Annotated in this window: 23 protein-coding genes; 4 read left to right on the top strand and 19 right to left on the bottom strand. The window is 35.3% G+C overall.

Annotated elements, in window-relative coordinates; genetic code table 11:
- Positions 1-36: 36 nt before the first annotated feature.
- The 6 genes from LpgJCM5343_RS05885 to typA all read right to left on the bottom strand — a co-directional run bounded on the left by LpgJCM5343_RS05885 (position 37) and on the right by typA (position 5,567).
- Positions 37-1,047, bottom strand: a complete 1,011-nt coding sequence (locus LpgJCM5343_RS05885; RefSeq protein ID WP_101890795.1) for a SepM family pheromone-processing serine protease — start codon at positions 1,045-1,047, stop codon at positions 37-39.
- Positions 1,034-1,534 carry a pantetheine-phosphate adenylyltransferase gene (gene coaD, locus LpgJCM5343_RS05890; RefSeq protein ID WP_077958796.1) on the bottom strand — a complete coding sequence of 167 codons (501 nt, stop codon included), beginning with the start codon at positions 1,532-1,534 and terminating at the stop codon, positions 1,034-1,036. The genes LpgJCM5343_RS05885 and coaD overlap by 14 nt, the downstream gene beginning before the upstream one ends.
- 1 nt (position 1,535) lies before the next feature.
- The gene (gene rsmD / locus LpgJCM5343_RS05895) at positions 1,536-2,084 is read right to left on the bottom strand and encodes a 16S rRNA (guanine(966)-N(2))-methyltransferase RsmD (protein WP_113576144.1); all 549 of its coding nucleotides are present in this window, start codon (positions 2,082-2,084) and stop codon (positions 1,536-1,538) included.
- Positions 2,081-2,416 carry a YlbG family protein gene (locus tag LpgJCM5343_RS05900; protein ID WP_003648624.1) on the bottom strand — a complete coding sequence of 112 codons (336 nt, stop codon included), beginning with the start codon at positions 2,414-2,416 and terminating at the stop codon, positions 2,081-2,083. Before LpgJCM5343_RS05900 ends, rsmD begins: the two co-directional genes overlap by 4 nt.
- Positions 2,413-3,597, bottom strand: coding sequence for an FtsW/RodA/SpoVE family cell cycle protein (locus LpgJCM5343_RS05905; protein WP_020807146.1), 1,185 nt, complete (start codon positions 3,595-3,597; stop codon positions 2,413-2,415). The genes LpgJCM5343_RS05900 and LpgJCM5343_RS05905 overlap by 4 nt, the downstream gene beginning before the upstream one ends.
- A gap of 113 nt (positions 3,598-3,710) precedes the next feature.
- The gene (gene typA, locus LpgJCM5343_RS05910; RefSeq protein ID WP_003647125.1) at positions 3,711-5,567 is read right to left on the bottom strand and encodes a translational GTPase TypA; all 1,857 of its coding nucleotides are present in this window, start codon (positions 5,565-5,567) and stop codon (positions 3,711-3,713) included.
- A gap of 244 nt (positions 5,568-5,811) precedes the next feature.
- Here typA and def point away from each other — a divergent pair, with 244 nt between their 5' ends.
- The 4 genes from def to LpgJCM5343_RS05930 all read left to right on the top strand — a co-directional run bounded on the left by def (position 5,812) and on the right by LpgJCM5343_RS05930 (position 9,452).
- Complete coding sequence (def, locus tag LpgJCM5343_RS05915) at positions 5,812-6,366, top strand: peptide deformylase (RefSeq protein ID WP_020807147.1); 555 nt, start codon at positions 5,812-5,814, stop codon at positions 6,364-6,366.
- A gap of 189 nt (positions 6,367-6,555) precedes the next feature.
- Entirely contained in the window at positions 6,556-6,783 is a 228-nt protein-coding gene (locus LpgJCM5343_RS05920; protein WP_003648621.1) for a DNA-dependent RNA polymerase subunit epsilon, read from the top strand.
- 5 nt (positions 6,784-6,788) lie between these two features.
- Positions 6,789-8,468 carry a ribonuclease J1 gene (rnjA, locus tag LpgJCM5343_RS05925; RefSeq protein WP_101890796.1) on the top strand — a complete coding sequence of 560 codons (1,680 nt, stop codon included), beginning with the start codon at positions 6,789-6,791 and terminating at the stop codon, positions 8,466-8,468.
- Positions 8,469-8,516: 48 nt separating this feature from the next.
- Positions 8,517-9,452 (top strand): diacylglycerol/lipid kinase family protein, encoded by a 936-nt coding sequence (locus LpgJCM5343_RS05930; RefSeq protein ID WP_048686472.1) that lies wholly within the window; start codon positions 8,517-8,519, stop codon positions 9,450-9,452.
- Positions 9,453-9,492: 40 nt separating this feature from the next.
- On the opposite strand, the gene recD2 is transcribed toward LpgJCM5343_RS05930, so the two are convergent.
- From recD2 to LpgJCM5343_RS05995, 13 genes are all read right to left on the bottom strand, one after another.
- On the bottom strand, positions 9,493-11,871 hold the full coding sequence (recD2, locus tag LpgJCM5343_RS05935; protein ID WP_101890797.1) for an SF1B family DNA helicase RecD2: 2,379 nt from the start codon (positions 11,869-11,871) through the stop codon (positions 9,493-9,495).
- A complete protein-coding gene (locus LpgJCM5343_RS05940) occupies positions 11,840-12,502 on the bottom strand; it encodes a tetratricopeptide repeat protein (protein ID WP_101890798.1) in 663 nt (220 codons plus the stop codon). Before LpgJCM5343_RS05940 ends, recD2 begins: the two co-directional genes overlap by 32 nt.
- A 2-nt stretch (positions 12,503-12,504) precedes the next feature.
- A complete protein-coding gene (locus LpgJCM5343_RS05945; protein ID WP_020807150.1) occupies positions 12,505-13,164 on the bottom strand; it encodes a histidine phosphatase family protein in 660 nt (219 codons plus the stop codon).
- A gap of 96 nt (positions 13,165-13,260) precedes the next feature.
- Positions 13,261-14,388, bottom strand: a complete 1,128-nt coding sequence (gene mnmA, locus LpgJCM5343_RS05950; protein ID WP_020807151.1) for a tRNA 2-thiouridine(34) synthase MnmA — start codon at positions 14,386-14,388, stop codon at positions 13,261-13,263.
- Positions 14,389-14,405: 17 nt separating this feature from the next.
- Entirely contained in the window at positions 14,406-14,741 is a 336-nt protein-coding gene (locus tag LpgJCM5343_RS05955) for a DUF1831 domain-containing protein (protein WP_101890799.1), read from the bottom strand.
- 113 nt (positions 14,742-14,854) lie between these two features.
- Entirely contained in the window at positions 14,855-16,009 is a 1,155-nt protein-coding gene (locus LpgJCM5343_RS05960) for a cysteine desulfurase family protein (RefSeq protein ID WP_101890800.1), read from the bottom strand.
- Positions 16,010-16,105: 96 nt separating this feature from the next.
- Positions 16,106-16,807, bottom strand: coding sequence for a 5'-methylthioadenosine/adenosylhomocysteine nucleosidase (locus tag LpgJCM5343_RS05965; protein WP_003648612.1), 702 nt, complete (start codon positions 16,805-16,807; stop codon positions 16,106-16,108).
- Positions 16,808-16,822: 15 nt separating this feature from the next.
- Positions 16,823-17,104: a hypothetical protein gene (locus tag LpgJCM5343_RS05970; protein WP_020807154.1), complete on the bottom strand. Its 282-nt coding sequence runs from the start codon at positions 17,102-17,104 to the stop codon at positions 16,823-16,825.
- On the bottom strand, positions 17,097-17,660 hold the full coding sequence (locus LpgJCM5343_RS05975) for an NUDIX hydrolase (RefSeq protein WP_003648610.1): 564 nt from the start codon (positions 17,658-17,660) through the stop codon (positions 17,097-17,099). Before LpgJCM5343_RS05975 ends, LpgJCM5343_RS05970 begins: the two co-directional genes overlap by 8 nt.
- Before the next feature lie 13 nt (positions 17,661-17,673).
- The gene (locus LpgJCM5343_RS05980) at positions 17,674-17,883 is read right to left on the bottom strand and encodes a cold-shock protein (protein WP_020807155.1); all 210 of its coding nucleotides are present in this window, start codon (positions 17,881-17,883) and stop codon (positions 17,674-17,676) included.
- The gene (gene ileS, locus LpgJCM5343_RS05985) at positions 17,883-20,684 is read right to left on the bottom strand and encodes an isoleucine--tRNA ligase (RefSeq protein ID WP_077958787.1); all 2,802 of its coding nucleotides are present in this window, start codon (positions 20,682-20,684) and stop codon (positions 17,883-17,885) included. Before ileS ends, LpgJCM5343_RS05980 begins: the two co-directional genes overlap by 1 nt.
- 232 nt (positions 20,685-20,916) lie before the next feature.
- On the bottom strand, positions 20,917-21,708 hold the full coding sequence (locus LpgJCM5343_RS05990; protein WP_039156241.1) for a DivIVA domain-containing protein: 792 nt from the start codon (positions 21,706-21,708) through the stop codon (positions 20,917-20,919).
- Positions 21,709-21,712: 4 nt separating this feature from the next.
- Entirely contained in the window at positions 21,713-22,510 is a 798-nt protein-coding gene (locus tag LpgJCM5343_RS05995) for a YlmH family RNA-binding protein (protein ID WP_003648607.1), read from the bottom strand.
- Position 22,511: the final 1 nt, after the last annotated feature.

The following is a 22,511-nucleotide window of genomic DNA, read 5'->3' on the forward strand; positions in this document are numbered from 1 at the left end:
ACGAAAAAAAGCAGCAATTTTTTTGCTGCTTTCAATTTATTTTTCTAAATAATTTAGTGCATCTTCGAAACGAGCTACGGGCACAATCTTCATCTTAGTATGTATTTTCTTAGCAGTTCGGACTGCTTCGGCATAATTTGTTTCATTCTTTTTAACAACTTCTGGTTGATCAGTTGGTGCAAAAAAGACTCTCATTCCTTGACGGCTGGCGGCTATTACCTTTTTATCAACGCCACCAATCATTCCTACCTTACCATCACTATCAATTGTTCCCGTACCAGCTATTTTCTTAGCACTAAGATTCTTACCAGTAAACAATTGATAACACTCAAGTGTAAACATTAAACCTGCAGACGGGCCACCAATATCTCCTGCATCAATCTTAACTGCAGGATCAGTTACGACCTTCGTATGATCTACCAACTGAATACCAATTCCATAACGATTGGTCCCAGATAATTTAACTGTTTTTCCTGAAAAAGTCAGATGCTTCTTTCCTTGAATAACTGCTATTTGTACTTTTTTATGCTTTAATGAAGAAACGTATTTTATTAGATCCTGACTAGAAGAAAATTTTCTACCATTTACGCTAACTAGAATATCTCCAACTTTCAACTTATTCTTAAAAGTTGAATTTTTCATAACTTCCATCACATAAACGCCTAAAAATTCTTGACGATACGGGACTTTTGCTTTCTTAGCTGCGTAATAGATTGCATTGTTCTGACTAGTTTCCATGTAGTATTGCTGCATTTGATTATATTCAGCACTACTTGATGTCCCCATTAATTCAGTCTTTGAATAACGGCTATCTCCTGCCCTAAAGAAACTAGTTAAATAATCAATCATAACCGCAGGACGTTCACTCACAGTGACTAGATAAAAATTAGGATTAGGTTTTCTTGTACTTTTAACATACTTACTAATTTGAAAAGCTTCCCCCGGCGCTTCAATATAGTATTGCGTAGGCCATAGACAAAAAACAACTGCTATTAAAAATGCTGCTATTCCTAGCAGCCAAAATTTTAATTTTTTATTTTTCTTCATTATTTCGATTCCTCAGCTTTTCTTTCAAAGCAGCTGCCACTGACTTTGGAACTAGAGTTGAAACATTGCCACCAAAAAATACTGTTTCTTTAATCATACTTGAAGAAATGAAGCTATCTTCTGGACGAGTAAACAATAAAACTGTATTTAATTTTGGATCTAAAGTCTTATTAATTCCAGCAATATCACGCTCATAATTAAAATCAGTGGTATTTCTCAATCCTCGAACAATTGCCCCAGCATTAAGCTCATGAGCTACTTCAACAGTCAATTCAGCTGGACGAGCAATCACTTCAACATTTTCATCGTTTTCAAAAACTTTTCTAGCCAAATCTAAGCGCTCTTTTTCATCAAAAAGATACTTCTTACTTGTATTCGTCATAATTACTACGTACAGTTTTTCAAACATTCTGGCTGCTGCTTCAACCACCTCAACGTGACCATTGGTTATTGGATCGAAACTCCCAGGGAAAATTGCCTTTGTCATTTTACTTCCTCTTGTAAACTTTTACTTTTGTTCTACCTAACTGATGATCCTTAATAATTGAAAAGCCAGAAACTTCTGGTAATTCATCATGCTCATCAGTCTCAGCTACAATCAATGCATTATCATTTAATAGATCATTTTCAAGCAATTTAGTCATAATCTTAACAATCTTTTGCTTAGCATATGGAGGATCAAGAAAAATTAAATCAAACTTTTTCCCTTCCTCGTTTAAAATTTTAATGGCACGATTATCATTACACTTTAGAACTCTAAATCTATCTTCTTCTTTAGTAAGTTCAACATTTTTCCTAATAATTTGACATGCTTGACCACTAATATCAACTAAAACTGCACTGTCATAACCGCGAGAAACAGCTTCAATTCCTAAAGCTCCACTACCAGCATAAAGGTCTAATACTCGCCCACCATCAAAAAATTGCCCCAAGGAGTTAAACAAAGAGCCCTTTACTTTATCGCTAGTCGGACGAGTAGCATTACTTTTTAAAGTATGTAAATTACGCTTAGCATATTTTCCTGCAATAATCCTCAAACTCGTAAATCCTCGTTTTCTTCTCGTAATTTTTCTGCTTCTTCTTTTAGTTCACGCATCATCTTTTCTTCGTGTTCAGCAGAAAAATCAAGCTTATCGGTTTTTGAAGTTTCTACTGACTGGACATAATTCTTACTCTTTAATTCAGTAATTACCTTTGAAGCATATTCTGAACTTACATATAGAACTACATACTTATTTTTACGTGAAAAATAGATAATATTGCCAAATCGGCGCAACTTGTATTGATCGCTAATTTGATAAAGCCAAACAATTATTTGTGTGCGCGCCGTCATTTTGTTATTTGACTCATCTTTAAAAACCAAACTCAAAGTACACTCCTACTTTCTATCATTGTCTTCTTTTCAGCAGCTGAAATATTTAAGACTAATCCTAAAGCAGCAGTTAAGACAATCATTGAAGATCCACCATAAGAAATAAATGGCAAGGTTACCCCAGTGATCGGCAAAAGACCCAAAACTGCTCCTACATTAAAGAGCGTTTCGGTAAAAATCATAGTTACCACACCAAAGCAAACCAAAGCATTGAACTGTGAATCAGCGTGAATTCCAACTTCCATAATGCGCCACATCAGGAAGAATAATAAGGAAATAATCACAATCGCACCAATTACACCTAACTCTTCAGCAGTAATAGATAAAATAAAGTCGGTATATGGCTCTGGTAAATAACCTCTTTTTTGCATACTGTTACCTAAGCCAACACCAAATAAACCGCCATTGTGAATTGCATAATAGGAATTAACTAACTGAGCACCACCAGTTTTTTCTAGTTTGAAGGGATGAACAAAGGCTAATAAGCGTTGGAACTGATAAGAATCCTTAATGAATCCTGGTGTCCAAACCAATAACACTAGCATCAGTAAGACAATCCCAACGAAAAGCCCGATAAGCCAATAAACTGCTAACTTAGTTGGAATACCAGAAACACTGTACATCACAAACACAATCATAAACAGAATGGCTGAGCCACCAAAATCTGGTTCTAAAATAACCAGTCCAATCATCATAAACGAAATAACTGTCGGTCCAAATAAATTATGCCAAATTTGACCTGGAACAAACTTTCCATCCCGTCTTGATAAAACAAAAGCTAAATATAGTACTAAAGACAACTTAGCTACTTCCACAGGTTGAATATTAATAAAACCTAAATTGATCCAGCCAACTGCACCATTAATAGCAGCTTTTCCATGACTAATTACTTTCAAGACAATCAAAAAGAATAGCATAGAAAATGAAATACCTAAGTAAGACATAACAAATTTTCTATTTTTGAATATTTTTAATTTCAAAGCAAAACATGGAATTCCAAAGAATAAAAATGCAGCAACAAAATATATAATTTGCCTTTTCATATATACACTAGGTGAAAAGCCATTTACTAACAAAATATCTGAACTTGCTGAATAGACCATGATAACCCCAATGGTTGACAAAATCAGGTATGGGATCAAGATGCTATAGTCTAAGTATCTTAATTTTTGTCGCACGATATACTTGCCCCTTTAGTTAAATAATCTTTCTCATTATATCACTACCTTTACGGATAAAAAAAAGTAGCTCCACAAAATGAGCTACTTTTAAAAATCAAATAAGAATTTAACTACTTATTACGTCTCTTATCTGCCTTTTTTCTTTCGTTAGTGTTTAAGATCTTCTTACGTAAACGAATGCTTTCTGGAGTTACTTCACAGTATTCATCATCATTCAAGAATTCAATAGCTTCTTCCAAAGTCATAGTCTTAGGAGTCTTAATTGAAGCTGAGTGGTCCTTACCTGCTGCACGGGTGTTAGTTAAGTTCTTACCCTTAGTTACGTTAACAGCAATATCGCGTTCACGTGATGATTGACCTACAATCATACCTTCGTAAACTTCAACACCAGCACCGATGAATAATTCACCACGTTGCTCAACTGATTGAAGTGAGTAAGTAGTTGATTGACCTTGGTTAATTGAAACCAAAGCACCATTACGACGACCTGGTTCCCAGTTCTTAACTACTGGTTTATATGAATCAAAAGTATGGTTCATAATTCCGTAACCAGCAGTTTGAGACATGAATTCGTTGTTGTAACCAATCAAACCACGTGATGGTACTAAGAATTCAAGTCTAGTTTGACCATTACCAGTAGATTCCATATTCTTCATTTCACCTTTTCTTTGTGAAAGAGAATCAATAACTGAACCTACGTAAGCATCTGGTGTATCAACTTGAACTGCTTCAAATGGTTCACACATTTGACCATCAATTTCACGGTAAATAACCTTAGGACGTGAAAGTTGTAATTCGAATCCTTCACGACGAAGTTCTTCAACTAAAATTGACAAGTGTAATTCACCACGACCAGAAACAGTCCAGGCATTTAATTGATCAGTTGGTTCTACCTTCAAAGAAACGTCAGTACGAGTTTGACGAATCAAACGGTCTTCAAGTTTCTTAGGAGTAACTTGGTCACCTTCACGACCTGCAAATGGTGAATCGTTTGCAACAAAGTCCATTTGAAGAGTTGGTGGATCAATCTTAAGAAGTGGCAATGCTTCAGGCTTATCTGCAGAAGCAATAGTTTCACCAACATAAATATCATTAATACCTGAAATAGCAATAATGTCGCCGGCTTTTGCTTCTTGAATTTCGTTACGTTTCAAACCGAAGTAACCGAATAACTTAGTAACACGGAAGTTTTGCGTTGAACCATCACGTTTCATAACAGTGATGTTGTCTCCAACCTTAACTTTTCCGCGGTAAATACGACCTACACCAATACGACCTACATAATCATCCCAATCAAGCATAGTGATTTGGAATTGTAGAGGCTCATCAGAGTTATCAACTGGAGCAGGAATGTTCTTAACAATAGTATCAAAAATAGGATCCATTGTTTCTTCTTGCTTAGCTGGGTCTGAGTCATATGAAGAAGTACCATTTAAAGCAGATGCATAAACAACTGGGAAATCAAGTTGTTCATCACTAGCACCTAATTCAATGAATAATTCAAGAACTTCATCTAGAACTTCCTTTGGACGAGCACCTGGACGATCAATCTTGTTAATAACTACGATTGGCTTAACACCAGCTTCTAAGGCCTTCTTAAGCACAAAACGAGTTTGTGGCATAGTACCTTCGTAGGCATCAACAAGTAATAAACATCCATCAACCATGTGCATGATACGTTCTACTTCACCACCAAAGTCAGCGTGTCCTGGTGTATCCAAGATGTTAATTGTAGTGTCACCATACTTAACAGCAGTGTTCTTAGATAAGATTGTAATACCACGTTCACGTTCAATAGCATTGGAGTCCATAGCACGGTCTTCTAGGTTCATGTGCTCTGGCAATGTATCTGATTGTTTTAATAATTGGTTAACCAAAGTAGTCTTACCGTGGTCAACGTGTGCGATAATGGCAATATTTCTAATATCGTCTCTTCTTTGCAAAAGAAATTCCTCCCCGAACTTCATAAAAAAACTGTGACTCCAGTCACAGCTATCTTATGCAAAATAATAATGCAGTTATTGAAGCTTTATATCTCTATAGTTTCGTTTTACAATTCTACTCTAAAAATATCATGCCGTCAACGAAAGTACAAGCTGTGAACTGTTTATTTTTAACAAAAATATTATACCAAAAACTTCGATTATTGCCGTCTTTTCTTTCAATTGTTATCATATTCATAGCAAATTTAAAATTAAGGAGATATTTATTTTGATTTTAATGCATGATATTACGCGCGATGGCAACCCTGTCTTAAGACAAGTTGCTAAGCCTTTAACCTTCCCATTAGCTGATGAATATAAAGAATTAGCTGACGAAATGATGCAATATTTAATTAACTCGCAAGATCCTAAAATTGCTGAAAAGCACCAATTAAGAGCTGGCGTTGGCCTAGCTGCTCCTCAAGTCGGCAAGAGCATTCAGATGGCTGCCCTTTTAGTTCCAAATGATAAAGGTGAGATTATTTTCAAAGAAGTTTTTGTCAATCCAAAAATTCTTTCTGAATCAGTTAGAAAAGCTTGTCTTGCTGAAGGCGAAGGCTGCCTAAGTGTTGACAAAGATATTGAAGGCTATGTTCCTCGTCCTGATAAGTTAAAGATTCATTATTATACAGTTGATGGCGAAGAAAAGACAATTCGCTTAAAGGATTATCCAGCAATTGTTGCTTCTCACGAAATTGACCACTTAAATGGTCACTTATTCTATGACCGTATCAATAAGCGAAATCCTTTTGATTTAGCAGAAGATACCATTGTTATTTCTTAAAAATTAGTTCTTAATTTTTAAGAAATTAGGCGTTAGGACAAAATGTTCTATCGCCTTTTTACGTACTATATATAATGTAAATTGGTATACTTAAAAGTAAGTTTATGATAAAATTTTAATAGCTATGAATTTCTGCGACTTTTTCGCAGAAGTTTTTTTGAACGTTTTAATATAAGGAGATTATAAGAAATGATCTACAAAGTTTTATACCAAAAAGACCAGATCGTTAATCCAAGAAGAGAAACTACTAAAACTCTTTTTTTAGAAGCAGATAATGTAGTTGCAGCAAGAACTATGGTTGAGGATAATACCCCCTACAATATTGAACTCATCCAAGAATTAACTGGAAACTCACTTGCTTATGAAAAGCAAAGTCCAGATTTTAAGCTGACAACTTTCAAATCTGAAGATAAATAACGACCTTGAAATTAAAGAATAATGAAGTCGGCGTTTTCGCTATAGGGGGTCTAGGCGAAATCGGCCGTAATATGTACTGCGTTGAATACCAAGATGAGATTATCATCATGGACTGCGGTATCAAATTCCCAGAAGATGACATGATGGGAATTAATTATGTTATCTCAGACTATTCTTACCTTATTAAGAATAGGAAAAAAATCAAAGCATTAGTTGTAACTCACGGACATGAAGACCACATTGGCGGAATCCCTTACCTTTTAAAGAAGATTCCTGAAATTCCAGTTTATGCAACACCATTTGCCCTCGCTTTAATTCGCGGGAAACTTGATGAACATGGAATTTTAAATTCTAGTGAACTTCACGAAGAGCATGAAGATACGGTTTTGAAATTTGATAAGCTTTCAGTCAGTTTCTTCAGAACAACTCACTCAATTCCTGATACTTTGGGAATTGCAGTTCATACTCCAGAAGGTGCAGTAGTCTTTACGGGAGATTTTAAGTTTGACTTAACCCCTGTAATGAATCAACCTGCCCCTGACTTTCAGAAGATGGCTAAGTTAGGTCAAGAAGGCGTACTTGCCCTCCTATCTGACTCAACTAATGCAGAAGTTCCAACCTTTACAAAATCAGAAAGATTTGTTGCTCACTCCCTACACGATATCATCACTGGAATTAAAGGTAGAATTATTTTTGCTACTTTTGCTTCTAACCTTTATCGTGTATCAACTGCTATTAAGGCAGCTGTTGACACTGGAAGAAAAGTCGCAATCTTTGGTCGCTCAATGGAAAATGGTGTTCAAAACGGTATTGATCTGGGCTATTTAAATATTCCCGAAGGAACTTTAGTTGATGCCAATGAAATCAACCATACTCCACCTGAAAAAGCGATGATTTTATGTACTGGTTCTCAAGGAGAACCACTTGCAGCTCTTTCAAGAATTGCAGATGGAACTCACCGTCAAATTTCATTACAACCAGGCGATACAGTAATCTTCTCATCTAACCCTATTCCGGGCAATACAACTAGCGTAAACCACTTAATTAATAAGTTAACTGAAGCGGGCGCTAATGTTGTTCATGGTAAGATTCATAATGTCCACACTTCTGGACACGCTGGTCAAGAAGAACAAAAGATGATGATCGAGTTAACCAAGCCTGAATACTTTATTCCTGTCCACGGTGAATACAGAATGCAAGTTGTTCATACTGAAACTGCTCAGTCTACTGGAATGGCTAAAGATCACACCTTCGTTCTAAAAAATGGTGATGTACTTGCTTTAACCAAAGATTCATCAAGAATTGCTGGTCACATCAATATCTCGGATGTCTTTGTTGACACTTCTGGTAGTGACGATGTTGGTAATATCGTCGTTCGTGATCGTCAAATTTTAGCTGAAGAAGGTCTTGTGGTAGTGGTAGCAACTGTTGACTACAAACATCAACGTGTTTTAGCAGGGCCAGATATTTTAAGTCGTGGTTTCGTTTATATGCGTGAATCAACTGAATTGATTAGTCAAGCACAGAAGCATGTCTACCATATTCTTAAGACTGAAATGGCTAAAGATCCGCAACCAAAAGAAAATGAAATTAGAAAGGCAATTATTGAGAATCTTCAAGATTTCTTATATTCTAAGACTGAAAGAAGACCGATGATTTTGCCAATGCTAATTGAAAAGAAATAAAATAAGCCCCAAATGGGGCTTATTTTTATATGAATTAGGCAATTAACAATGAAAAAGGTTCATTTACTTGTAAATTTAAAATCTGGTAGCGATAAAGGCGCAAAAGCCCTCAAAGAAATTGAAGCTGCTCTGAAAAAAGAAAAATTGGCATATAATATACAAATTTCTACTTATCCTGGACAACTCGTCCCGATTGCAACTAAGACAGCTAATGAAATTAACAATAATCATGAATGTATTGTTGTAGTTGGCGGTGATGGATCTTTGAATCAGGCTTTAAATGGGGTAAAAAATTCACTTCATCCTGACACTCCCCTTGCCTATTTTCCAGCTGGTACCGGAAATGATTTTGCTCGAGCAGCCAAACTTCAAAATAACCCCTTGAAATTTATCAAAAAAATCAAAAATCATCCAACAGTAACAAATGTCGACTGTGGCAGATATCAAGATTTGCTTACAGGTGAAGAAAAATACTTTGTCAATAATTTAGGAATTGGCTTTGATGCGTTTGTGGTCAATAAAACCAATCATTCAAAGCTCAAAACTAAGTTTAACAAAATCAATATAGGAAATTTAACTTATGGAATAAATATTGCTCAAGCTCTCAAGGGACAAGATAATTTCAAAGTTAAGATTTTAACTAATGAACATACTTATTCTTACGATCACGCATATTTAGTTACGACAACTAATCATCCCTACTTTGGCGGTGGTGTTCCAATTTTGCCAATTGCTAATATTTATAATCATAAATTAGATATTGCGATTGTAGAAAAGCCTAACTTGGCCAAATTCTTGTATCTCTTTTCTAAGCTTCTCCTCAATGGATCACATATGCAAAGCAAGCAATTTCATTATTTTGAAGCTAATAAAATTGAAGTAGAAACCTATCAAGCAGAATACGGTCAACTTGATGGAGAAGAATTGAATAGAAGAAAATTCCACTTAAAATTTGAAGTTGATCATTTTAAACTTTTGAAATAAATGCAAAACAAGCCATCTCATAACGAGGTGGCTTGTTTTACTAATCTCTTGTTTTTAATTTTATATCTTCCATCCCAATCATTGGGTCAATTTTACCAGAATAAATTAAATCAGGAGTTAAGATATAGTCTTTGGGTTCATTTATTTCTTCCTTAATTTCAGTTTGAACCTGCTCTTGTTTAGTATTTGCGTTAGAATTATGCTCAACTACTTCTTTCAGTCCTAGCTCATGCCTGATCTTAGAAGCTAAATCCGTCTTACGGTCATTTCCTGGCGTACGTAAGGCCATAAGGTAAGCCTTTTTTTCTCCTACCATGACAAGATTTTTCTCAGCACGGGTAATTGCCGTATAAAGCAAGTTACGTCTCAACATCATATAATTCTGCATAGTAAGATTCAAAATAACTAAAGGAAATTCAGATCCCTGCGACTTGTGAATTGTAATTGCATAAGCACGAGTAATATCATTTAAATCTTTAACGTTAAATTCTATTTCTCGACCATCAAAATCAGCAATTAAGATCTTCGCCTTATCATCTGGATTAAGTCCAATAATTTTGCCAATTTGACCATTATAAATATCCTTTTCGGGATTATTTTGTAATTGAAGAATACGATCGCCAATTCTAAAGCTTTCATTATGCGCTTCAATTACTTTAGTTTTTGAAGACATTGGATTCATTACATCTTGCAAGATATCGTTCAAGTGAGTGATTCCGCCCTGACCATTATACATAGCTCCAAGGACCTGAACATCATCCTTTTTAAAACCACGCTTAATAGCTAAGTTAACAATCTGATCAATTGCATCTCCAACTAAACTAGGTTGACAAGGGATAAAGGAATAATTCTTAGTTTTATTAAAAATTATCTGTTCAGCATCTTCTTCGTTAATTGCGTGAGCTAGCTTGATAATTGATGAATCTTCTCCTTGCCGATGGATTACCTGGAGTCTAGTTGTTGGGAATGCTTCTGACTTAATTAAGTCACTAAAAATATTTCCCGCTCCAACCGAGGGCAGCTGATCTTGATCCCCAACAAAAACAATTCTTTTCGTCGAATTAATACCTGATAACAACTGCTTAAATAGAAACATATCAACCATTGACATTTCGTCAATGATTAGAATCTCGCCATTTAATTCATTAACATCAGTTGCATCATTTTCGCCAATACCTAGTCCTAACAAGCGATGAATAGTTTTAGCAGAAATATCAGTAATTTCGCTCATTCTCTTAGCTGCTCGACCAGTTGGTGCAGCTAATAAAAATGGTGGATCCTCACTATATAACGCCCCGCTCGGGATGTCAGCAAGTTCCTTTAAGCACATTAAAATTCCATTGATAATTGTTGTCTTACCAGTACCTGGTCCACCAGTAAGGATAGAAATTGGATTATTTAAAGCATTTTTAATCGCATTCTTTTGCGTTTCGTCATACTTAATCTCAAGTTCTTCTTCAGCATGATTAATTGCCTGCTCAATGTTTTCATCACTGAAGTCTTCTTTTTTTACCCGATTTTTGACTAGACGTTTTAATTCATTTGAAATATCAAGCTCCGTTTGAAAAATTTCTTGCAAGGCTGCTTTATCACCTGAAACAACTACCTTACCTTGTCGCTGAAGCTCATTCACGCTATTTGCTAAGTCATCATAAGAACTAGCCTGAACCAATTCATACGCTTGCGTTAATAAATCATCTAGTGCCACATAAGTGTCTCCCAGCGTACTTAGAGCATTCTGCAAAATACTTAAAATTGCACCTCTAACCCTTCTTGGATCATTTAATTCAATTCCAAGTGCTTGGCCAATATTATCAGCTGTTTTAAAACCAAAACCTCTAATTTCACCAACGGCTTGATAAGGATCTTCTTCAAGTTTTTTAAGAGAATCTCCATGATAGGCTTTATAAATATTTCCAGCAGTTTTTTTATTAATTCCATACTTAGCTAGTTTAATAACAATTTCTGAAAAAGAATCCATCTGATTAATTCCAGATAGTAAACTATCTTTCTGCTTTTGTGTTAAATCAAGGTCATCAATTTCAGTTGGATTGGCCTTAATCAGGTCTAAAGCATTCGTTCCTAGACTATCAATAATTCTTTCAGCAGCTTTTTTACCAATACCAGGGAATTTATCAGAACTTAGATATTTAGCTAGACTTCCCTCTTCATGTGGTAAAACAGGTTCATATGAACTAACACGAAATTGTTTACCGAATTTTTCATGTACAACAATTTGACCGACAAATTTATAAGTCGATCCAATCTGAATATCACCAAAATTACCAGTTACCCGGATATTATCACGATCATAATCTGCTAATTTGCTAATTAAATCTACATCAATAATTTTGAAAAGATCCTGATTATTTTCAAAAACAATCCCATTAATTCGTCCAGTAAAACCAGTTTCTGCCATTTTTACCTCTAATCAATTTTGCTACAGCATTGTATTGTTTTTGCGCTTGGGCAAAATATTTTGGATTCTGTTTTTTCGAAACTTTAAAATATTTTTCTGCCTTATCAGGGTTAGTATCAAATAAAGTTAAACCTAGCAAGAAGTTAACTTTTGCATTTCTTTGATCTTTTAGAATCTTACTATAAGTTTGATTTGCTGATTTTAAATCTCCCAGACTAAGCCAAATATCACCTATTAATTCTAAAGTCCTCTCATCCTGATTTTTCAAAGTTAAAGCATAAGCTAGTGCCTTTTGATATTGGCCTAACTTCATAAAAATCAAGGACTTTTGATACATCGTTTCTTCATCATCTGGAATCGAATTAAGTAAAGCTAACGATTTAGCAAAATCTCCCTGCATGTAGTAACAAACAGCAATGTTATAAGTTAAAGCCTCTGGTTGATCAACAAGTCCTCGAGCTTTTTCTAATAATTCTAAAGCTTGATCAGCCGAATTTTGTTCAATCAAATAAGTTGAAAGCTGTAAATAATTTTCAATATTTTTAGGATGATTATTTATTTTTTTAATCAATAAATGTATAGCATCATCAACTTTGCCAGCATCATATAAGTTGGCTATTTTTTTATCCATTTTTAAATTGTATCCCTACTAGTAATCTTTCGATCTAAATAGCTTGTTTCATTCCATGCTATTTCATTAAAGGTCTTTCCTTGATTTTCAGTGTCAAGAATCGTCAGGCTAGTATTAGTCAAGCCGCCACGTTTTCTAATATCAGCAACGTCATAACCTTCAAGAGTTCTAATTAATGCACATAGAGCTGCCCCGTGGCTCACCAAAAGCACCTTATCATCTTTATTTGGATAGCGTTTAACAATATCACTAATTAAACTTTTACCACGTTTAATCATGTGTTCAAAGTCTTCACCATGAAAAGTTGATGGATCGTAGCGTTCTGGCGAATAACGAAAGGCCTTAATTTGATCAGGGTATTGACTCTCAGCGTCAACAAATTTCATTCCCTCAAGATCGCCAAGATTAAACTCTTTCAGGCGATCATCTACAATAACTGGAACAGTAATCCCCATATCATTTCTAAGCATTACAGCAGTAGTTAAAGCACGTTGTAAAGGACTAGCATAAAAGGCCCTAAACTTAGTTCCCTTTAAGTACTCAGCTAATTTTTTAATATCTTCATAGCTTTCTGGCAATAGTGGTGAATTACCACTACCTCCTTGATAGCGCCCTTCTAAATTCCACTTTGTTTTTCCATGTCTAACAAAATATAATTGCATACTTTTCCCTCCACTTTTACTATTTATTATAAGTTTTCAGGACAGAAAATAACAGTTTCTAAAAACAAAAAGAAGCCTCATTGAGACTTCTTTTGGCTATACTAATTGTAATTGCTTTTCATTCTGGTAAGCACGGTCAATAGTTGCTCCGCCAAGACATTCTTCGCCATTATAAAAAACAATTGCCTGTCCTGGTGTAACGGCACGTGCAGGCTCATCAAATTCAACATGGACTGTATTATCTTTTGCATGGTAATGCATAGTAACACCAACATCTGGCTGGCGGTACCTGAACTTAGCTGTACACTTCAAGTCAATGTCATGATCGGGTAAACCAGTAAAGAAAGAAACACCACTTGCATCTAAGCTAGTAGCATATAAAAGCTTACTGTCGTATCCCTGCTCAACGATCAATTCATTCTTTTTTAAATCCTTACCAACTACAAACCAAGGATCAGTTGATTCTTTCGTTGAACCTAAGCCAAGACCAGATCTTTGACCAATAGTATAATACATTAATCCAGCATGCTCGCCCACAACTTTTCCATCAGGGGTAACCATCTTTCCTGATTGAGCTGGTAAAAACTCACTCAAGAATTTTCTAAAATTACGTTCACCAATAAAACAGATTCCAGTTGAATCCTTCTTCTTAGCAGTTGCAAGGCCTGCAGCAATTGCGATTTCACGCACCTGAGGCTTGGTTAAGTTAGCAAGTGGGAAGATTACCTTTTTCAGTTGATCTTGTGAAAGTTGACTTAAGAAGTAAGTTTGGTCCTTATTGCCATCCTTTGGCCGCATCATATGTACAATACCATTCTCATCAACTTTGGTTGCTGCATAGTGCCCCATTGCAATATAATCTGCATCTAGGTCCATTGCAAAGTCTAAGAAGGATTTAAATTTTATTTCTTTATTGCACATTACATCGGGATTAGGAGTTCTGCCTTTTTTATATTCATTTAAGAAATATTCAAATACTCGCTCCCAATAATCTTTTTCAAAGTTAATAGAATAATAAGGAATGCCGATTTCATCTGCAACTTTTTTTACATCTTCGTAATCTTCAGTTGCCGTACAAACTCCGGAATCATCAGTATCATCCCAATTCTTCATGAAGACGCCGACAACATCAAAGCCTTGTTGTTTGAGTAAAAGAGCAGAAACTGAAGAATCGACTCCCCCACTCATTCCAACAACGACTCTAATTTTGCTGTTATCTACCATTTTATCTTTTTCTCCTTTTAGCAAGGTGCAATAATCTGACGATCTTCAAGATCCTTTAAAATGAAGTCAAGTAACTCAACCATTGGTGCTAACTGCTTATTTTTAAAAATATTAACTTTCTGTAAGCCATTAGTATCAGTGACTACCATTGTTAAATGATCTAAATCTTCGTTAATTGTTAGTTTTAACTGACAGGTCGCATTATAAGGGGATTCATTATATAAAGGATGCTTATACATGAAATTACCTCTTTTAGTCTTAGTAAAGCCTGCATCAATTAAAGCGTAACGCTTAATTTCTGAACTAATTGTAAATTTACGATTATCGCCATTAATAATTACTGTATTTGCCATAAAATATCACTCTCAATATTATTATCTTATTTTTTGTAAGTGTCAAGTATATAATTTTCAATAACATTATACATTAAAACAAGTTCTAGCCAAAAATGGTTAGAACTTGTTAATTATTTACTTAATCGTTGACACATTTTAACTAAGCTATCTGCAAAACCTTTAACTTCATCTGCAGTAGTAAAACGTCCAAAACTAATTCGAATCGATTCTTCAATACGAAGAGAGTTTTTACCATACATTGCCTCTAACACATGAGAGGGATTTAATGAACCTGCTGTACATGCCGATCCACCTGAAACTGCATAACCATTCAAATCTAAGTTAGTCAAAGCAGAATAAGTTCCAACGCCCTTTAACCACAAGTTTAAAACGTGATGGGAAACGGCTCCCTTAAGTGAGCCATTAATTTCATAGTCAATCTTATTTTGATCAAGTTCATCAAGAATTATTTGCTGAAACTTTCGATAATTTTCCTGAAGCTGTTTTTTGTCCATCTCTCTCAATTCTTGGGCAGCAACGCCAAAGCCGGCAATTCCTGGAACATTCTCAGTCCCTGGACGACGCTTTAGTTCTTGCTCTCCTCCTAAAAGAAGATTACTTACATTTAAGCCATTTTTTTCATAAAGAAAGCCCAAAAATTTAGGTCCGTTAACCTTATGAGCAGAAGTAGATAATAAATCGATATTCATATCTTTAACATCGATTTCAATATTTCCAAATCCTTGCACGTCATCTACATGAAAATAGGCATTTGAGTCTTTAACTAGTTCACCAATTTCTTTTAGAGGCATGATTGAACCAACTTCATTATTAACTGCCATTACTGAAACTAGAATCGTATCTGGCGTTAATTCTCTCTTTAAGTCCTTTAAATTGATATGTCCAGCTTCATCTACATCAAGATAAACAATTTCATATCCTTCTTGAGCTAAACGTTTCATTGGATTCAAAACAGAGGGATGTTCAATCTTGGTAGTAATTATTTTCTTGCCAATCTTCTTTCTAGCACGTGCTGTCCCAAAAATTGCAGTATTATTACTTTCAGATCCACCACTAGTAAAAATAATTTCTTTATCTTCTGCATTAATTGTTTCTGCTAGTTGGTGACGAGCTGCTTCAACCACTTGACGTGCTCTACGTCCAAATGCATGTTGACTAGAAGCATTTCCAAAATCATTGGTCATCTCACTACTAATTTTTTCAATTACTTTTGGATCCATCGGAGTAGTAGCCGCATTATCCAAATATACATTTTTTCTAGTCATGTTATACCTCTTTATCTTTCTTACATTTTGGAAGTGGCTATTTTATTTTAACATAAAAAATAGACTAAGTTCATCTGAACTTAGTCTATCATTACCCTAATCTAAAACTGTTTCTTCAAGATAAGATGAAATTACGCTGGCTGCTTTAGCACCCACTTCTTTAACAAACTTATCAAAGTCATTATCAGCATTAGCATCGCCATTATCTGAAATAGCACGAATAGCAACTAAAGGCGTATTGAAATGTCTAGCAACTTGTGCAAAAGCTGCTCCTTCCATTTCCACCCCAAGTGCGTCAGAAAAGTTCTTTTTAATTTCATCTTTTTGTGCTTCAGATTGTACAAAAGTATCCCCCGTAACAACAAGACCTTCTTTAAAGTCTACATTTTGGCTTAAAAGATACTTCTTAAATGCTTCACGTGCTGGGCTCTTAAGATTAAATCTTGCTGGTTCACGTGGAATTTGACCTTCAACGTATTCTCCAGCGCTCACACAATGTGCATCATGGTAAGCAAAACTATCTACCAAAATTAAATCTTTTCTTTTCACATTTTCTTGCATTGAACCAGCAGAACCAGTCATAAACACTAAGTCAATATCTTCTTTAGTTAATAAGCTAGTTAAGTTCATAGCCGCATTAACTTTTCCAATTCCACTAAGACCTAAGTAAATGTCATTTCCATTAATTGAAAAGTGATCAAATTCAGTTGTACCAAAAACTTCTTTAGTTTCAGACTTAAAATGCTTTTTATAAAATTCGGCCTCTTCTTCCATTGGAACAATAATCGCAATTTTCATTTTTTACCTCTAAATCTAAAGTTTAAACAAAGCGAACAAAACTATAATTAATAAAACAACAACAATTAAAATTGCATAGTTCAAGCGCTTTTTTAAACGATTAATTCTATTTTCACGCTCTTCTTCTGAAGAAAAATTCTCTCTTGATTCAAAATTAGCAGATTCCTTAACTGTTGGTTCTGGATCAACCTCATCAACTTGTTGATCATCTTTCTTCAAGCGCTTAAAATTATCAAAAATTTTTCTTATTTTTTTCTGCTGTTGCTTTTTACGATAATCTGCCCGTTTTTCAGTCATTACTTTGGTTTCCTGTTAAAATCATATTTTCCCAGAATGTAATTGCCATAACGGTCTTAGCATCCATAATCTTGCCTGACGCAATTAATTGTTTTATCTCAGGAAGACTGTACCATTCTTGAGTTAAAAATTCATCTTCATCAAGAGGACGTTTGTGCTCAATTTTTGACAAAGTATCACAATAGAATAAATGAATTTTTTCATCACAGAATCCAACTGAAGTATAAAATTCACTTACCTTTTCCCAATATTCTGCCTTATAGCCGCCCTCTTCATTTAACTCTCTTTTCATTGCATCAAGCGGAGATGCATCTGTTTCGTCAATTAAACCTGCAGGAATTTCTAGAGTTAACTGTTTGATAGGTTCTCGCCATTGCTTTACAAGAAGCATTTTTTTCTCATCATTAATTGCAATTGCTGCACTAGCATCGGGATGCTTAACTATTTCACGAGTTGCTGTTTTTCCATTAGGTAGACTAATAGTTTCAACGTTTAAGTCGATAAGTCTACCTTCGAATACAGGCTTGTTTGAGATTTCAGTTTCTCTTAGATTCACTTAATTTCTCCTTTTAGTCATGATCAACATAAACGTTGATACATTGTAGACCCTTTTTTCCTTGTGCTAATTGGTAACGTACTCTTTGTCCTACATTTAACTTTTTATAACCCTCTTCTTTAATCGATTTATAAAAAACAAAATAAGATGAGTGCGTTAGATCATCCTCAATAAATCCGTACGCAGAATTCGAATCGAATTGTTTAACAGTACCCTTACGCATTATTTCTCTAAGCCTTCTTTTTCTGCTTCAGGAAAGTTTTCAGCTACAATAGCTGCACAACGCGCACATAATTCTGGGAAGCGTGAGTCACTACCAACATCAGTTGTAGTACGACGACATCTTGGACAAACTTCACCAGCTGCATGTTCTACCACGATTGAAGCAGTTGATAATTTTTCTGCATTTTCAGGTGCTTGATCATCACTGATTGTTAAATCGGAAACAATTAAAATCTGTCTTACATTTGCATTTAATTTATCAAGAAGTTTTCTAGTTTCTTCAGTTGGGTAAAGAGTAACGTGTGCTTCAAATGACTTACCAATTACCTTAGCGCTACGTGCTTCTTCAAGAGCCTTCAAGACATCAGAACGAACCTTCATAAAGTCATTCCAGTCTGTTAGAACTTCATCTTCATTAGCAAAATGTTCTACTTCTGGCATATTAGCAAGTTGAACGTAATCTTCTGGTTCCTTTAAATAGCCCCAAACTTCTTCCATCGTATGTGGCAAGATTGGTGTCATCAACTTAGTTAACTTAACTAAAACGTCATAAATCACAGTTTGCATTGAGCGACGAGTTTCGCTGTCTTCTGGATCGATATAAAGAACATCCTTAGCAAAGTCTAAGTAAAAGGCAGATAAGTCATTTGAAATAAAGCTAAATACTTTCTTATAAACACTATTGAAATCAAACTTATTGTATGCTTCAATAGCTTCTTCAATCAAGCGATTCAACTTGATTTCCATATATTGATCAACACCAGACATGTCTGGGTAAGCAATTGAATTTTGCTTAGGATCAAAGTCAGTAGTATTAGCGAGCATAAAGCGCATAGTATTTCTAATCTTACGGTAACTTTCAGCAGACTGACGTAAGATATCTTGAGAAACAGCGACGTCAGAAGTAGTATCTGCTCCGGCTACCCATAAACGAATAATTTCTGCACCCATTTGCTTAACCACATCATTAGGTGAGATTACATTACCTAATGACTTAGACATCTTGTGTCCCTTATCATCTAACACAAATCCTTGTGATAAAACTTGTTTATAAGGAGCTTTACCGGTTACAGCTACTGAAGTAATTAAACTTGAGTTAAACCAACCACGATATTGGTCACTACCTTCAAGGTATAAGTCTGCTGGGAATCCTAAACCATCTCGCTCTTTCATTACACCAGCCCATGATGAACCAGAATCAAACCAAACATCTAAAATATCAGTTTCTTTTCTGAATTTACCATTTGGTGAATGCTCTGACTTAAATCCTTTAGGAAGCAATTCTTCAGCAGTATGAGTATACCAAGCATTAGAACCTTCCTTTTCAAAAATTTGAGCAACGTGTTCAATTGTTTCCGGAGTAACAATTGGTGTGTCATCTTCTGCGTAGAAGATTGGAAGTGGAACACCCCAGGCACGTTGACGAGAAATTACCCAGTCACCACGATCTTTAATCATATTGTAAAGACGAGTTTTACCCCAGGTTGGAATGAAGCTAGCTTTTTCAATTTCTGCTAAAATTTGATCTCTAAATTTATCAACCGAAGCAAACCACTGAGTAGTTGCACGATAGATAACTGGTTTCTTAGTGCGCCAGTCATGTGGGTATGAGTGAGTGAAGAAGCTAAGTTTTAAGAGCGCACCAGCTTTTTCAAGTTTATCGGCCACCACTTTGTTAGCATCATCATAGAACATACCAACTAGGTCAGGATCTGGCACTTCTTTAGTAAATCTACCTTGTGCATCCATTGGACCAAATACTGCCAAACCATAACGACGACCAACATTGTAGTCATCCTCACCAAAACCAGTAGCATTATGAACTAAGCCAGTACCATCATCATCAGTAACATAGGTATCGTTCATAACTAGACCATATTGACCTAACCCAGTCTTACCATAAAGAGGATGTCTATATGTCATTCGGTCGAAATCAGTACCCTTTAGGGTCTTAAGAACTTTATAGTCTTTCCAGCCTAAATCCTCAGCAACTGCTGAAAGGCGATCAGCACCGATCACATACTTTTTACCGTTAACTTCAACAACTACATAATCAAATTTGGGATTTACAGTAATTCCGACGTTACTTGGAATAGTCCAAGGAGTAGTAGTCCAAATTACAAGTGAAGTATCTGAATCTAAGATTCCTTTTCCATCTTCAATTGGGAAAGCAACATAGATTCTTGGTGATTTAATATCATGGTATTCAACTTCTGCTTCAGCCAAAGTTGATTCACTTGACCATGACCAATAAACAGGCTTCTTACCCTTGTAGATGTAACCTTTTTTGAACATTTCGCCGAATACTCTAATTTCTTCAGCTTCAAACTTAGGCTGTAAAGTAATATAAGGATGATCCCAATCAGCCATTACGCCTAAACGCTTAAAGTCGGTCATTTGCTTCTTAACTTGTTCTTCAGCAAATTGACGGCAAAGTTCTCTATACTTTGCGCGATCCATACTTTTACGATCAACGCCCTTTTTAGCTAGCTGCTGTTCAACTGGAAGGCCATGCGTATCCCAACCAGGAACATAAGGAGCATAATAACCATTCATATTCTTGAAACGAACGATAATATCCTTAGAGATCTTATTTAATGAGTGACCCATGTGAATATTACCATTAGCAAATGGAGGGCCATCATGAAGGTCAAAGCGAGGCTTGCCTTCATTGAGCTTTAATCTTTGTTCATATAATTTATTTTCTTCCCATTCTTTTTGCCATTGAGCTTCACGCACTGGAAGATTTCCGCGCATCTTAAATTTAGTTTTGCCCAAATTCAATGTATCTTTGACTCTCATAAAAAATCCTTTCTTATATAAAAAAGCTTCATCCCAAATAGGACGAAGCTTCTCGTGGTACCACCTAACTTGAACAGAACAACAGAATACAGTTATTCCATTCCACTTATATCTGTGTATCGCACAGACAAACGTTTAAGCCAATTGGCAGCTGATTAACTTTCGACAAGTGTTAGTCTTTCACCATCACTAACTCGCTAAATCGTCTACTTGTTGGTACTGTCGACTTAAATTAGTTATTTTTTAAATCATCCGGGAAAATAATTACAGGACCATCACGCCGCTGGGTATTTTCTTCTGTAGCATGCATGCTTTCCTTAACTGGACTATCTCCGGTCAAGACACCTGGCTTATCTTCCTTTTCTTGAACAGAGTTTACTTCATTTACCGCATTATTGTCAACCTCTGGATTAGCTGATACAACATTTTCTTGTGGTGCTACTTCGTTATCCATTGGACCATCAGGAATTGACTCATCTTCAACTGGTTGCGATCCATCTGCTGGATACAAACGTGAACGACCATAATATTTATCTAAGTAATATTGCCAATCAGAATCACTTAATTCTTTAACTTGATCCTTTAACATTCCTTGAACGGCTTCTCTAAAGTCTTCAACTTTTGCCTTAAGCAAATCATAATCATGATTCAAAGTATCATACTGGCTCTGAAGTTCGGCTCTCTTTTTATCCCCATCATCTTGAGCCTTTTTAAGAATATCATCCGCGTCTTGATTAGCTTTTTTGATAATTTCTTGAGCTTCGACATTTGTCTTCTTTTTAATTTCTTCAGCATTTTCTTGTGCAGAAATTAAGGATTCATTAATCGAATCTTTTACTTTGTCATATTTTTCAACACGTTTTTTTAACTCAACATTTTCATTTTTTAAATCAACAATTTGGTCAAGTGCATCCCCATATGCATCAACAATTCGATCTAAAAAACTATCTACCTGTTTGGAATCATATCCACGAAGTTTAGTTGCAAACTCTTTATTATGAATATCCATTGGCGTTAATGTCATATTATCACCTTTTCTTTGCTTGCCATGCCTTTATTTCAAGTCGTTTCTTACCTTTCTTCGTAGTGGTAAGATTAATAATCTCATATCTACCATAATGGCGAATACTAAGCATATCCTGTACAGAAACAATTATATTAGATTGAGCTACAAGATGCCAATTTAATTTTACTTCACCATCTTCAATCATCTTTTTAACTTGGCTTCTACTTAAATTAGTAACAGCGCTAACCACTGCATCTAAACGTAAAGAAATGGTAATCACACTCAATTCTTTACTATCATCTTCTTGCACTAAAACTTTTGAAAGTGGAAATTCATGCAACTTTACTTTTGTCCTACCAACACGAGTAACTTGTTCAAGGAAGTAATTCTTCAATTCAGTTTTAACAAAAAACTGCCACGTTCCATTCTCATCATTGATAATATCGCCAAAAGTATCTAATTTAATACCTAGATGGGTCAAGACACCTAAGATTTGACTATGAGTAAGTTTAGCCCATTTGTGCGGATAAGCAATTTCAAAAAGTGTAATTTTAAACATTGAGGGTTCATATGCTTGAATCCAATCGCATAAAAGCAACCTCTTTTTTTCAGCATTTGAAAAACCACCAAAGCTATACAATTGTGCATAGCCACCAACAATTTCTCTAAAAATATATTGTTCCCTAGGATTTAAGAAATCAGTCAAAATCGGCTCATTTTTAAATAAGAATTGATTAAAAAGACCGACGAAATAATCTACCGTCGGTCTTTCACTTTCATCAAAATGTTGATAAAAACTACTAGCTTGTCTTTTTTCCATT

The organism is Lactobacillus paragasseri, from assembly GCF_003584685.1.
Lineage (GTDB): Bacteria > Bacillota > Bacilli > Lactobacillales > Lactobacillaceae > Lactobacillus > Lactobacillus paragasseri.

Excerpts from the sequence above, each read along its gene's own strand:
- LpgJCM5343_RS05885 (WP_101890795.1), bottom strand. The coding sequence starts at position 1,047 with ATGAAGAAAAATAAAAAATTAAAATTTTGGCTGCTAGGAATAGCAGCA.
- coaD (WP_077958796.1), bottom strand. The coding sequence starts at position 1,534 with ATGACAAAGGCAATTTTCCCTGGGAGTTTCGATCCAATAACCAATGGT.
- typA (WP_003647125.1), bottom strand. The coding sequence starts at position 5,567 with ATGAAGTTCGGGGAGGAATTTCTTTTGCAAAGAAGAGACGATATTAGA.
- LpgJCM5343_RS05920 (WP_003648621.1), top strand. The coding sequence starts at position 6,556 with ATGATCTACAAAGTTTTATACCAAAAAGACCAGATCGTTAATCCAAGA.
- LpgJCM5343_RS05930 (WP_048686472.1), top strand. The coding sequence starts at position 8,517 with ATGAAAAAGGTTCATTTACTTGTAAATTTAAAATCTGGTAGCGATAAA.
- recD2 (WP_101890797.1), bottom strand. The coding sequence starts at position 11,871 with ATGGCAGAAACTGGTTTTACTGGACGAATTAATGGGATTGTTTTTGAA.
- LpgJCM5343_RS05940 (WP_101890798.1), bottom strand. The coding sequence starts at position 12,502 with ATGGATAAAAAAATAGCCAACTTATATGATGCTGGCAAAGTTGATGAT.
- LpgJCM5343_RS05945 (WP_020807150.1), bottom strand. The coding sequence starts at position 13,164 with ATGCAATTATATTTTGTTAGACATGGAAAAACAAAGTGGAATTTAGAA.
- mnmA (WP_020807151.1), bottom strand. The coding sequence starts at position 14,388 with ATGGTAGATAACAGCAAAATTAGAGTCGTTGTTGGAATGAGTGGGGGA.
- LpgJCM5343_RS05955 (WP_101890799.1), bottom strand. The coding sequence starts at position 14,741 with ATGGCAAATACAGTAATTATTAATGGCGATAATCGTAAATTTACAATT.
- LpgJCM5343_RS05960 (WP_101890800.1), bottom strand. The coding sequence starts at position 16,009 with ATGACTAGAAAAAATGTATATTTGGATAATGCGGCTACTACTCCGATG.
- LpgJCM5343_RS05965 (WP_003648612.1), bottom strand. The coding sequence starts at position 16,807 with ATGAAAATTGCGATTATTGTTCCAATGGAAGAAGAGGCCGAATTTTAT.
- LpgJCM5343_RS05970 (WP_020807154.1), bottom strand. The coding sequence starts at position 17,104 with ATGACTGAAAAACGGGCAGATTATCGTAAAAAGCAACAGCAGAAAAAA.
- LpgJCM5343_RS05980 (WP_020807155.1), bottom strand. The coding sequence starts at position 17,883 with ATGCGTAAGGGTACTGTTAAACAATTCGATTCGAATTCTGCGTACGGA.
- ileS (WP_077958787.1), bottom strand. The coding sequence starts at position 20,684 with ATGAGAGTCAAAGATACATTGAATTTGGGCAAAACTAAATTTAAGATG.
- LpgJCM5343_RS05990 (WP_039156241.1), bottom strand. The coding sequence starts at position 21,708 with ATGACATTAACGCCAATGGATATTCATAATAAAGAGTTTGCAACTAAA.
- LpgJCM5343_RS05995 (WP_003648607.1), bottom strand. The coding sequence starts at position 22,510 with ATGGAAAAAAGACAAGCTAGTAGTTTTTATCAACATTTTGATGAAAGT.